Source organism: Nonomuraea sp. NPDC047897 (assembly GCF_043204415.1).
Classification (GTDB): Bacteria; Actinomycetota; Actinomycetes; order Streptosporangiales; family Streptosporangiaceae; genus Nonomuraea.
The window spans coordinates 26,738-38,206 of record NZ_JBIDCC010000029.1 but is presented as its reverse complement, the minus strand read 5'-3'; the positions used below and the strand labels follow the sequence as shown (position 1 = coordinate 38,206).

The window sequence follows — 11,469 nt, the reverse complement described above, 5'->3', positions numbered from 1 at the left end:
CTGAAAGATCTCCCATAACTCATCAGGCACCAGCCGCTGCAGGAACACTTCCACGACCCATACAACGAGCAACCACCAAATGAGTCACGCTCTAAATCACCGCTTACCGTCATGGACATGGGACGCATACTTCTGATCATCGCGGCGGTCGTCGCCGCGCTCCTCCTGCTCGGCCCCCTCGTCGGGCTCGCGCTCACGCTGCTGAAGTGGGGGCTCATCATCGGCGCGGTCGCCGTCGGCGCCATGTTCATCGCTAAGTGGGCGAAGAGGACATAGCGTCCGAACGCTTCGCGGCGCATAGTAGGTGGATGGAGGCGCGGCCCGCGGTCGACGACGCCGCGCTCGGGCACGAGGCGCTGGCGGTGCTCGAGGCGAACTGGACGGGCTCCGCCACCGTGCCCGCCCCCGGCCTCTACCCGCACCAGTGGAGCTGGGACTCCGCCTTCGTCGCGATGGGCCTGGCCCGGCACCAGCCCGACCGATCGAGGACCGAGCTGCTCAGCCTGCTCGACGGCCAGTGGGCCACCGGCATGCTGCCGCACATCGTCTTCCACACCCCGGAGGCGTACTTCCCCGGGCCGCCGGTCTGGCGCTCCGGCGACCACGAGGCGGCGCCCCGGGTGCCCACCTCCGGCCTGACCGCGCCGCCGCTGCACGGCCTCGCCCTGTGGTGGATCTACCGCCACACCGGCGACGCCGGCTTCGTCCGGCGGGCCTACCCGGCCCTGGCCGCCCAGCACCGCTACCTCGCCACCGCCCGTGACCTCGGCGGGCACGGCCTGGCGGCCATCGTCCACCCGTGGGAGTCGGGCATGGACGACAGCCCCGCCTGGGACCCGCCGCTCGCCGCGCTGCCCGAGGTCAGGTACGGCTACCGCAACGTCGAGCTGGCCGAGCGCCACCCCGACAGCGACCACGACCGCTACGTGTGGCTCGCCCTGCGCTACCGCAACGCCGGATACCGCGCCGGATACCTGCGCGACGAGCACCCCTTCGCCGTCGAGTGCCCGCTGTTCAACGGGATCTGGCTCGCCTCCTGCCACGCGCTCGCCGAGCTGGCCCCGGTGGCCCGCGCCGACCCCGGTCCCCACCTGGACCAGGCCGGGCGCATCCGGCACGCGCTGCTGGAACGCCTGTGGGACGGCTGCTTCTACGCCCGAGACCTGCGGGCCGGCCGGCTCATCCCGGTCGCGACCGTCGGCGCCTTCGGGCCGCTGCTCGACCCGGGCCTGCCCGCCGACCGGGTCGCCGCCACCGTCGAGGTGCTGGAGTCGGCCAGGTTCATGGGCGCGACCGGCTACCCCGTGCCGAGCTGCGAGATCCGCGCCACCCAGTTCGACCGCACCCGTTACTGGCGGGGGCCGTCCTGGGTGAACACCAACTGGCTGCTGCGCCGGGCCGCCGCCGTGCACGGCCTGCGCCCGCTGCGCGACCAGCTCACCGGCTGCACGCTGCGGCTGGTGCGCCAGGCGGGCTTCCGCGAGTGCTTCGACCCCTTCGACGGCAGCGGCCGGGGCTGCCGGGACTTCTCGTGGAGTGCCGCGCTCACTCTCGACCTGCTCGCCGATACCGTGGAGCCATGAGCTTCCTGCGCCGCCTGCCCGCCGACGTCCGCAAGTCCCTGCCCACCGAGCGGGGGGAGCGGGTGCTGACGTTCGCGGGCGCCGACGGCGGCTACGTGGTGGCCACCAACCTGGCGCTGTTCCTGTCCGACGGAACGCGGGTCCCGTACGAGACGATCGACAAGGCCACGTGGGACGAGGCGGGGCTGCGGCTGATCACTACGGCGGGCGAGCGGCGCCGCGAACGGGTGCCCGAGCCGCGGCTGCTGCCCGAGACGGTGCGCGAGCGCGTCAACTCCACCATCGTGGTCAACAAGCACGTCATGCTGCCCGGCCGCGGTGGGGTGCGGCTCGTCGCGCGGCGCAGGCCGGGCGGCGAGGTGCTCGGCTGGACGCTCGTCTTCGACGACGGCCTCGACCCCGACGACCCCGGCCTGCGCGCGCTCGCCGAACAAGCCCTGGAAGGAGTGCGGCGGAGCATGGGCGTGTGACGCGCCTCATGATCCCATGCCCCGCCGGTGGGCCGCCGGACCGTCAGTAGGGGATGCCGGTCTCGTCGGCCTTCTTCTGGCCCATCCCCGCCTGACCGGTCTGACCGGGCCGATCCGTCGCCGTCTCGTCCGGCCAGCCGGTGCCCGTGTCGAGATGGCGATCGTCGCCGTGCAGGAAGGGGATCCGCTGCTGCAGCGTGTCGCCCACCCGGTGCCTGGCCACGTCGGCCACCTTCGACACCTGCGCGTTCACCACGCCCGCGGTCTGCTGGAACCGCGGGTTGTCGGCGACACGCTGGGCCGCCTTCTTGATCTGTTCGTAGCGTTCGCGGCCGGCCTTGCTGCCCAGCACGTATCCGACAGCCAGTCCGATCGCGAATGTCATCCGATATCGCATCTTGCACCTCCGCTGTCTCCGCACTACCCCGTTGAGGATGCGACACGCACTCCGGGAGTGCGCTAATCTAGTCGTGCGCCGAACGGGAGGGCCAAAAGCCCGGCCGGATCGGCGCAGACGTTCGATCCCGCGTAGCTCAACGGCAGAGCAGCCGGCTGTTAACCGGCAGGTTATAGGTTCGAGTCCTATCGCGGGAGCTGTGATCAACCAAGAGGTTGGTAGCTCAGGCCCTCTCACCGGTAACAGGTGGGAGGGCCTGAGTCGTTCCGGGAGCCAGGGGAGCCACCACCCGGCTTGGCCACCGGTGCCGAAGACCGCGTCCATGGCTTCGGCACCGTGAACGATGACCGGCCGATCTGGTGCCGGTAGACGGTCTGTGTCGTGTTGGCCGTCGCGTGCCCGACGAGATCAGCGATGCGTACCACCGAGACATCCCCGTCGCTCAGGACCGAGACGAAGGAGTGCCGGAGCTTCCGCACCTTCCAGCGGTCGCCGATGCGGGCCTGGTGATCACGCATAGGCCACGCAGAACGCGCACGGGGTCGAGCAAGGTCCCGTCGTCGCAGGTGAAGTCCGGCCCTGCGCCGACGACGTGGTGGTGGGGCGGCGGCGGGCTGGGCGGCATTGTCCGGACGATAGCCGTAGGCAACAGTGTGACGCCTGAGCAATGGCTGGCGAGGAGATCGAGGCGAGCAACCCCCGGGCGTACCAGGAGCCGTCAGGGCGACTTCAGTTCGACGTGCCCGCGGCGAAGTGTACGAAGCACTGGGGCCTTAACGCTGATCTTTCTGGCACTGCTGTGAATCGCTTCACGGAGAAACGGGAATATAGCAGGCACGCCTTCATTCTCGGCGAAGATCCGTAGCGATTCCGCGCTAGGTTCCACCTCTTGTGGCGCTGCGTCGTCGTTAGTACCGTCTTCCTCCTTCAGCTTGTAGATCGCTACGGCATCAGCGATCAATAGAGCTTGCGGAGTCTTGACGGTCAATCGGCCTCGAATGGCCATCTTCTGTTCATCTATATTCTGTAGAACCTGCAGGCTCTGAGTAGTTCTGTCCGGCGGATCTTCTTGGTCCTCCGGGTTGGAGTTCCAGCGCCGAGCGGAGACCTCCATGAAGTAGATGTTGTTGAGCTCCAGCATGGATTCGAGATCTACAGACTGCGCGGGCTGTTGATTGTTCATCGTATGGCTACCCTGTAATCAAGGGACCTCAAATCGCTCCAGTCCTGAGATGCGGCAGTGAGCTGGGCGACCTCTTCGGTGTCGATCGATTCGAGGGTCGCCTCATAAGTCGCCAGAACCCCGACACTGCGATTTCGACGCCAGCGCTCTATCGCGAGCTTTGTCCTGTGTTGGAGCTCACAGTTCAAGGCTGAATCGATATCGGCCATCTCGTTTCGATCCGGCCGATCAACTCCGTCGTCCAGGCCCCGCTGCTTGAGCCAGGCATTGACTTCTACCCACAGCCATACTTGCGCCCGGCCAGCGGTTCCTTCAGGCGCAGGAAATGCACACAGGTCTTTGTGTCGGCGCCGACCTGTAACCCACTGGTGAACGTTCTGGCGTGTGACGCCGACTCTTTCCGCGATTTCCGGAATTCCGACCAGGTCTCGGTGCAGGCGCAGCAGTCGCAGCTGGGGAACACAGTGAGTGATCGATCTCGCAGCGCTCATCGCTGCGTCGAGCGCACTCTCTCCGTCGAAGGCAATGTCCAGAAGATCTACGCCGCCACCTCGAAACAGCATGGCATCGAGCTCACGTTCCAGTGCCTCAACAGCTGCGATGTCATCGACGGACGCGCCGTCAACCACGAAGCAGAACTCATACTCCATGGCGCCTCCTCCCACACTCCGAGCTTCGCAGGCCTGTTGACGTTCGTCAACGCCCACCCTCATCGTCACCGATCCATGCCGGTCAACGCCCTGCGCGGGTCATCGGGATCCAGCGGACATAGCTGGGCAGCCCGGTTGATCCGGCGTACTGTTCGGCCGGCGTTGGCTGGTGTGCTGCCCACCGGGATGGTTGTGCAGCTGTTCTCGCAAGGGCAGTACAACCGGAACCCGTGACCCTCACGGTAAAGATTCCAACCCAAACCCACCCAATACCTGAGGGCCTTCTTGATGTCTTTGTCGGTGTGCTCGGACGGGTCCGCCAGCTTTCCCGTCATCACCGGACCCTCTCCGCGTCGAAGGCCCTATTTTGCCATCTCGTTGCGCTTCCTTGGGCTACATGACACTCCGGGGGTGCGGCGCTTCCATAGATCATTTGGACACTCCACAGCCACGCACCCCAAGCCGTGATCGGCTCTGGTTGCGGGCCTGCCTGACACGTCGCCACCCCTCCGCGCGATTTTCACCCCTTGTAACCGTAAGGTCACACGATCTGTGATTTGACGGGACAAGCGGCGGATCGCGAGCGAAGATGGGGACGTCGTGCCGGCCTGGCCGGTGCGGCAGCCGCGGGCATGCCGAGGGTGGCGAGGAGAGGGCGCCACCGGCAGGAGGGCGCCGCCGGCCCGGAACCGGTGGGGCGCTCCGCGATCGGAAGTGGCGGTTTCCGCGTGCGTACCTGGATCAGGTCTCTGCGTCCCTTCGACTCCATCGCCGTGCAGACGCTCATCGAGCGCACCATCGACATCCGTGAGGCCGAGCGCTTCGTCCGGCTGTTCCACCAGGAGAACCCCTCCGCCGGAGACCCGCACGCCCGGCTGCGCGAGGTCGCCCGCGACGTCTCGCGCTTCGGCACCTACGTCCACACCTTCGAGGAGCTGCAGTTCGGCGCGCGGGTCGCCTGGCGCAACAGCAACCGGTGCATCGGACGGCTCTACTGGCGCTCGCTCAAGGTGCGCGACCTGCGGCAGGTGACCGGCGCCGAGGGCGTGGCCGTCGAGTGCGTCAACCACCTGCGCGAGGCGACGAACGGCGGCCGGATCCGGCCCACGATCAGCGTCTTCGCCCCCGACACGCCCGGCCGCCCCGCCCCGAGGGTGCTGAACGAGCAGCTCATCCGCTACGCCGGGTACCGCGGGAGCGACGGGACGGTCGTCGGTGACCCCCGCTACGCGGACTTCACCGACATGGTGCGGGCGCTCGGCTGGCGCGGCGGGCAGGGCGGCCGGTTCGACGTGCTGCCCCTGGTGATCCGCTCCGGTGGCGCGCCGCACGGCGGCCCCGGCGCCGAGCCGCTGCTGTGCGCGCTGCCCGGTGACGCCGTGCTGGAGGTGCCGCTGGCGCACCCGCACTACCCGTGGTTCGAGGAACTGGGGCTGCGCTGGCACGCCGTGCCCGCGATCTCCGACCTGTGCCTGGAGATCGGCGGCATCTGCTACCCGTGCGCGCCGTTCAACGGCTGGTACATGGGGGCCGAGATCGGCGCGCGCAACCTCGCCGACGCCGACCGCTACGACCAGCTCCCCGTGGTGGCCCGGCAGCTCGGCCTCGACACCTCGACCGAGCGGTCGCTGTGGCGCGACCACGCGCTGGTGGAGCTGAACGTGGCGGTGCTGCACTCGTTCGAACGGGCGGGGGTCACGATGACCGACCACCACACCGAGTCCGCCCGCTTCCTCACCCACCTGGCGAAGGAGGAGCAGGCGGGCCGGGTGTGCCCGGCGGACTGGTCGTGGATCGTCCCGCCGATCTCGGGCGGCGTCACTCCGGTCTTCCACCGCTACTACGACAACCCGTCGCTCACCCCCGCCTTCGTCCGCCATACGTGACCGCTTGCCGCCACCGCCTAGAACATGGTTCGGTTGGAGGATGGACGAACTCGTGCTCTCCTCGCTTGACCAGGGCGTGCTGACGTTGACCTTCAACCGTCCCGACCGGCTCAACGCCTGGACGGACGCGCTGGGACGGCGATACTTCGACCTGCTGGAGGAGGCCGGCAAGGACCCCGGCGTGCGGGCCGTGGTGGTCACCGGGGCCGGCAAGGGCTTCTGCGCGGGCGCCGACTTCGAGACGCTCGGCGCCATCCGGAGCGGCGCCTACGCCGAGGAACCCGACCCGCGGCCCAACACCCTGCCCACCACGATCGGCAAGCCGGTCGTCGCCGCGGTCAACGGCGCCTGCGCCGGGCTGGGCATGGTGCACGCGCTCGTCTGCGACCTGGTGTTCACCGCCGACGACGCCAAGTGGACCACCGCCTTCGCCCGCCGCGGCCTCATCGCCGAGTACGGCCTGTCATGGGTGCTGCCCCGCCTCGTCGGGCAGCAGCGGGCGATGGACCTGCTGCTGTCGGGCCGCGTCTTCAGCGGGGCCGAGGCGTACGAGCTGGGCCTGGTCAACCGGGCGGTGCCCGCCGGCCGCCTGCTCGCCGAGGCCCGCGCGTACGCCCGGGAGCTGGCGGAGCACAGCTCGCCCGCGTCGATGGCGGTGATCAAGCGGCAGGTGTGGCACGACTGGGAGGTGACGCTCGCCGAGTCGGCCGGGATCGCCACCGGCGAGATGCTCGCCTCGTTCGGCCGGCCCGACTTCGCCGAGGGGGTGGCGAGCTTCCTCGAACGCCGCCCGCCGCGCTTCCCGCCCCTCTGATCGCGCCCCGGCCGGTCAGCGGCGAAGTCAGGAGGGCAGGAGCCGGCGCGCGCCGGGGCCGGGGACGGCGGGCAGGAAGCGGGGCGCCTTCCAGGAGCGCTCGGCGTAGGCCGCCGCGACCGACTCCTTGACGCCGTCGAGCCGGTCCTCGGCCACCAGCGCGATCGCCGAGCCGCCGAAGCCGCCGCCCGTCATCCGCGCGCCGCGGGCCCCGCCGCGCAGCGCCGCCTCCACGGCGACGTCCAGCTCCGGTGACGACACCTCGTACTGGTCGCGCAGCGACAGGTGCGAGGCGTTCAGCAGCGCGCCGATCTCCGTGACCGCGCCCGCGCGGAGCAGGCCGACCAGCGCCTCGACGCGGTGGTTCTCGGTGACGACGTGCATGGTGCGTCTGCGCTCGTCGCCCCGCAGCCGCTCCAGCGCGCCGGCCAGGTCGGTGACGTCGCGCAGCGCCGCCACACCCAGCTTGCGGGCCGCCGACTCGCACTCGGCGCGGCGCTTGGCGTACTCGCCGCCGGCGTGCTCGTGGTGGACCTGCGTGTCGATGATGAGGATGCGCAGGCCGTGCGCGGCCAGGTCGAGCGGGATGGCGCGCGAGCCGAGCGAGCGGCAGTCGAGGAACAGCGCCGCGCCCTCCTGGCACAGGGCCGAGGCGGCCTGGTCCATGATGCCGCAGGGCATGCCGACGAAGTCGTTCTCGGCCCGCTGGGACAGCAGAGCCAGCTCCATCGGGCTCATGCCGAGGCCGTGCAGGTCGTCGAGCGCGCTGGCGACCGACACCTCCAGGGCGGCGCTGGAGCTGAGCCCGGCGCCCTGCGGCACGTCGCCGTCGACCACGATGTCGGCGCCGGGCACCTGGTCGCCCAGCATGGCGAACACGCCCACGACGTAGCGGGTCCACCCCTCGGAGTCCTCGTGCCGGGTGATCGTGACGGGTTCCGCGGACGGCGACTGCAGGGACAGCAGGCGGATCGTCCGGTCGCCGCGGGGGCTGATCGCGGCCGTGACGCCCCACGGCACCGCGAACGGCAGGACGAAGCCGTCGTTGTAGTCGGTGTGCTCGCCGATCAGGTTGACGCGGCCGGGCGCGTGCCAGACCGTCTCCGGGTCCGCGCCGAACGCGGCACGGAAAGCTTCAACAACGCGCATAACCCAACACTCCTCAACAAAGACCCGTGCGTAGACTAGCGCGCGTGGAGGAGCTCCTGCTGCCCGGCCTCGGCGCGGTCCGCGTCTTCGTCAAGCACGACGACAACAAGGCGCGCAAGCTCGCCCACAACCTCGGCCATCCGCGGGTGCTCACCTTCGGCGGCGCCTACTCCGGCCACATCCGCGCGGTCGCCGCGGCCGGGGCGCGGCACGGGTTCGAGACGATCGGCGTGATCCGCGGCGAGGAACGGCTGCCGCTCAACCCGTCCCTCGCCCACGCCGCCTCCCTCGGGATGACGCTCACCTACCTCGACCGGGCGACCTACCGCCGCAAGCACACGCCCGAGGTCCAGTCCCGGCTGCGCGAGCGGTGGGGCGAGGTGACGATCCTGCCGGAGGGCGGCAGCAACGCGGCGGCGGTGCGCGGCTGCGCCGAACTGCCCGCCGAGATCACCGAGGACTACGACGTGATCTGCTGCCCCGTCGGCACCGGCGGCACGCTGGCCGGCATCTCGGCGGGGCTCCCGCCGGGCAGGCGGGCCCTCGGCTTCGCGGTGCTGAAGGGGGCGGGCTTCCTGACCGGGGAGGTGGCGCGGCTGCAGCGCGAGGCGTACGGGCGGGTGTGGGACAACTGGTCGATCGACCTCGACCACCACTACGGCGGCTACGCCCGCTCGACCCCCGCCCTGGCCGCGTTCGCCGCCGAGCACCGGCTGGAGGAGGTCTACGTGGCCAAGATGCTGTACGGCCTGCTCTCCCGGATCAGGCAGGGCGCCTTCCCCGCGGGCACCCGCGTCGTCGCCGTGGTCACGGGGCAGCCGTTCCCGCCGGTGGGTCAGCCCTCGACGCCCGTCGCCGCGTGCGAGGCGCCGACCGGCTTCGACTCGGGCGATCCCCGCTGGCGCAGGTAGATCGACAGCACCACCATCGACAGCACCGCCAGCAGCTCCGACTGCCAGTTCTGCAACGACCGGTTCCAGAACTCCGGCGAGCCGAGGTAGCCGCCCCAGGAGACCGGGTCGCGCAGGTCGGCCAGCCGGTCGGAGTTGAACGCGGCCAGGCCCGCCACCGACTGCGCCAGCCACGACCCGACGAACACCGCGCCCATGACCAGCCCGAGCGAGTTGCTGAACAGCCACAGCCGCACTCCCTTCGCCCGGGCCCAGGCGGGGGAGTCGGCCTTGGCGTACGGGCCGACGAGCTGCTGCCGGTCCGACTCGGCGCCCTCCTCGCCCGGTTCCTTCGACTCGGGCGAGCCGCGCTGTACCAGCCAGACCGTCAGCACGATGAACAGCAGGAACTGCAGGTACTCCGACTGCCAGTTCTCCGCCACGTCCACGGCGAAGGTGGAGGAGGTGACGTAGTCCAGCACCGACACCGGCTCCCCGCCGCTGGACAGCTCCTCGTCGTTGTACTGGAAGGTGCCCGCCACCGCCTGCCCGCCCAGCGCCAGCACGAACAGCGCCAGGAACGTCAGCGACAGCGCGTTGTCCTTGATCCGCCTCATCCGCGCCTCCTCCGGCTCACAGGTGGGCCAGCCCGATCGCGACGAACCACACCAGCCCGGCCACGATGATGACCAGCGTCACCGTGAACATGACCCGGGTCACTCCGCCACCTCGCAGTCGTAGGGCAGCCCGCCCCGCGGCTTGCAGCCCGCGGCCTTGACCCGCCACCCGTCGCCGAACCGGTGCAGGAACATCGTGTCGCCGGCCAGCCGTACCTGGGCCTCGTCGCCCCACACCTGCACGCCGGTGACCGGACCGCCGGCGCCCAGCCCCACGGCGCGCAGCGCCTCGGCGCACGTCTGCCCGGGGTCGGGCAGCCTCTCGGCGGTGCGGGGCGCGAGCAGGGCGCAGGCGGCCCCGTCCCGCCGCTCCGCCACGGCGGTGTGGAAGCGCTCCGCCGTGCGGGCGGGCGCGGCGGTGTCGACGGAGCAGCCCGCCACGAGCGCCAGCGCGAGCAGCGGGAGCGGCGCGAGCGGCAGTCTCATGCGCCTCTGTTACCCGCTCATGAATCAGGCATTCCGCGTGGCCCGGCTACCGGCAGCTCTTCGTCTCGACCGTGCAGTGCAGGACCTCGGGGTAGCGGGCCGACGGCGCGTCCAGCAGCGGCTGCGGCCTGCCGCGCAGGTGCCGGTCGAGGAACGCCGCGACGTACCCGCGGGTGATCTCCATGGCGCGCATGCCGGCGATGTCGGCGCCGACGTCGATGCCGAGCTGGTCGGTCAGCAGGCCGAGGTCGTTGAAGGACACGTGCTGCGCCCCGGTCACCACGAGCCAGCGTTTCCACCCGGTGAGCCGCTTCCAGTCGCGCTCCCAGGTGGCGGCGGCCTCACCGCTGCCCGGGGTGTACGTGGACTGCCGGCCGAGGAACAGGAACGGCCGCGACAGCCCGCTGTCCGGGACCGGGCCGTCAGTCGTGCCGTCCACGTCGACGCCGGCCCGGATCCGGGAGTCCTTGACCATGGCCGGGATGGCGCTCGCCCCGCCCACGGAGTGCCCGGCCATCGCGATCCTGGACGGGTCGATCAGCCGCGCGCCCTTCCACGCCGGGCGCGAACCGGTGAGCCGGTCGAGCACGAAGGACACGTCGGCGGCCCGGCTGTGGGTCAGCCTCTCCCACCACGCCGGGGTCTTGTCGACCTCGCAGGTGACGCAGGTGGTGACCCGTCCGTCGGGGAAGGTCGTGGCGACGTTCTCGTAGGTGTGGTCGACCGCGGCCACCACGTATCCGCGGCTCGCCAGGTCCTCGGCGAGCGACGTGAGCTCGGCCCGGGGCTTGCTGTGGCCGGGGGAGAGTACGACGAGGGGCAGGCCGCGCTTGCGCCCGGCGGGCCGGGCGTCGGTGAAGGCGTTGGTCCGCGTCCTGCTCAGCACGTCGGCCGGCACGCTGGTGATCTTGCCGTCCTTGAGGAGCAGCTCGGACTCCTTGGGCGTCATGTACGGCGCCCGGTGGCGGCCCGGCTTCTTCGCCGGGTACCACAGGGAGACCATGAGCTCCCTGAACTTCACCGTGGGCATCCACGGGTCGGGGCGCGAGGTGTCCTTGAGGTGCAGCTTCGTGGTGCCGACCGGCTGGGAGCCGGTCGGTTTCGGCAGGTACGGCGTGGGCGTGGCGGTGGGCGTGGCGGAGGTGGGCGCGGCGGAGGCGGGCATGGCCGAGGCCGGTGCGGAGGCGAAGGCCGCGGTGGCCACCACGGCGAGCAGCCCGGCGGCGGCGGCCAGGCCGCGCCGCCGGGCGCGGCTCCCGGTGGTCCTGCCGTCGGTGTTCCGTCCGGCCGGGTGGCGCGGGTCGATCGCACGACTCATGGATGTCAGTCCTTTCGAGGGGATGG

13 protein-coding genes and 1 tRNA gene are annotated in these 11,469 nt (G+C 70.6%); 7 read left to right on the top strand and 7 right to left on the bottom strand.

Going from position 1 to position 11,469, the window contains the following annotated elements; translation table 11 throughout:
* Positions 1 to 117 precede the first annotated feature (117 nt).
* From ACGF0J_RS37540 to ACGF0J_RS37530, 3 genes are read left to right on the top strand one after another with little or no spacing between them, the layout of a single operon-like run.
* Positions 118 to 276, top strand: coding sequence for a hypothetical protein (locus ACGF0J_RS37540; protein ID WP_393153987.1), 159 nt, complete (start codon positions 118 to 120; stop codon positions 274 to 276).
* 32 nt (positions 277 to 308) lie between these two features.
* Positions 309 to 1,583 carry an amylo-alpha-1,6-glucosidase gene (locus ACGF0J_RS37535; RefSeq protein WP_393153985.1) on the top strand — a complete coding sequence of 425 codons (1,275 nt, stop codon included), beginning with the start codon at positions 309 to 311 and terminating at the stop codon, positions 1,581 to 1,583.
* Positions 1,580 to 2,053, top strand: coding sequence for a hypothetical protein (locus ACGF0J_RS37530; RefSeq protein ID WP_393153983.1), 474 nt, complete (start codon positions 1,580 to 1,582; stop codon positions 2,051 to 2,053). Before ACGF0J_RS37535 ends, ACGF0J_RS37530 begins: the two co-directional genes overlap by 4 nt.
* A 43-nt stretch (positions 2,054 to 2,096) precedes the next feature.
* On the opposite strand, the gene ACGF0J_RS37525 is transcribed toward ACGF0J_RS37530, so the two are convergent.
* A complete protein-coding gene (locus ACGF0J_RS37525; RefSeq protein WP_393153981.1) occupies positions 2,097 to 2,438 on the bottom strand; it encodes a YtxH domain-containing protein in 342 nt (113 codons plus the stop codon).
* Between the two features lie 137 nt (positions 2,439 to 2,575).
* Between ACGF0J_RS37525 and ACGF0J_RS37520 the strand changes: the two genes are divergently transcribed.
* A tRNA-Asn gene (locus ACGF0J_RS37520) sits at positions 2,576 to 2,647 on the top strand.
* Positions 2,648 to 3,168: 521 nt separating this feature from the next.
* Here the strand turns inward: ACGF0J_RS37520 and ACGF0J_RS37515 are convergent.
* Both ACGF0J_RS37515 and ACGF0J_RS37510 read right to left on the bottom strand, forming a co-directional pair.
* Positions 3,169 to 3,633: a hypothetical protein gene (locus ACGF0J_RS37515; RefSeq protein WP_393153979.1), complete on the bottom strand. Its 465-nt coding sequence runs from the start codon at positions 3,631 to 3,633 to the stop codon at positions 3,169 to 3,171.
* Positions 3,630 to 4,283, bottom strand: coding sequence for a helix-turn-helix transcriptional regulator (locus ACGF0J_RS37510; RefSeq protein ID WP_393153977.1), 654 nt, complete (start codon positions 4,281 to 4,283; stop codon positions 3,630 to 3,632). The genes ACGF0J_RS37515 and ACGF0J_RS37510 overlap by 4 nt, the downstream gene beginning before the upstream one ends.
* Positions 4,284 to 5,011: 728 nt before the next feature.
* Here ACGF0J_RS37510 and ACGF0J_RS37505 point away from each other — a divergent pair.
* The gene (locus ACGF0J_RS37505; protein WP_393153975.1) at positions 5,012 to 6,169 is read left to right on the top strand and encodes a nitric oxide synthase oxygenase; all 1,158 of its coding nucleotides are present in this window, start codon (positions 5,012 to 5,014) and stop codon (positions 6,167 to 6,169) included.
* 40 nt (positions 6,170 to 6,209) lie between these two features.
* The gene (locus ACGF0J_RS37500; RefSeq protein ID WP_393153972.1) at positions 6,210 to 6,983 is read left to right on the top strand and encodes an enoyl-CoA hydratase-related protein; all 774 of its coding nucleotides are present in this window, start codon (positions 6,210 to 6,212) and stop codon (positions 6,981 to 6,983) included.
* 27 nt (positions 6,984 to 7,010) lie between these two features.
* On the opposite strand, the gene galK is transcribed toward ACGF0J_RS37500, so the two are convergent.
* Positions 7,011 to 8,132 carry a galactokinase gene (galK, locus tag ACGF0J_RS37495; protein ID WP_393153970.1) on the bottom strand — a complete coding sequence of 374 codons (1,122 nt, stop codon included), beginning with the start codon at positions 8,130 to 8,132 and terminating at the stop codon, positions 7,011 to 7,013.
* Positions 8,133 to 8,176: 44 nt separating this feature from the next.
* On the opposite strand from galK, the gene ACGF0J_RS37490 reads away from it, so the two are divergent.
* Entirely contained in the window at positions 8,177 to 9,043 is an 867-nt protein-coding gene (locus ACGF0J_RS37490) for a 1-aminocyclopropane-1-carboxylate deaminase/D-cysteine desulfhydrase (RefSeq protein WP_393153968.1), read from the top strand.
* Here the strand turns inward: ACGF0J_RS37490 and ACGF0J_RS37485 are convergent.
* From ACGF0J_RS37485 to ACGF0J_RS37475, 3 genes are all read right to left on the bottom strand, one after another.
* Complete coding sequence (locus tag ACGF0J_RS37485) at positions 8,968 to 9,639, bottom strand: DUF6766 family protein (protein ID WP_393153965.1); 672 nt, start codon at positions 9,637 to 9,639, stop codon at positions 8,968 to 8,970. The genes ACGF0J_RS37490 and ACGF0J_RS37485 overlap by 76 nt on opposite strands.
* 99 nt (positions 9,640 to 9,738) lie before the next feature.
* Entirely contained in the window at positions 9,739 to 10,125 is a 387-nt protein-coding gene (locus ACGF0J_RS37480; protein ID WP_393153962.1) for a hypothetical protein, read from the bottom strand.
* Positions 10,126 to 10,171: 46 nt separating this feature from the next.
* On the bottom strand, positions 10,172 to 11,443 hold the full coding sequence (locus ACGF0J_RS37475) for an alpha/beta hydrolase family protein (protein WP_393153959.1): 1,272 nt from the start codon (positions 11,441 to 11,443) through the stop codon (positions 10,172 to 10,174).
* Between the last annotated feature and the right edge of the window lie 26 nt (positions 11,444 to 11,469).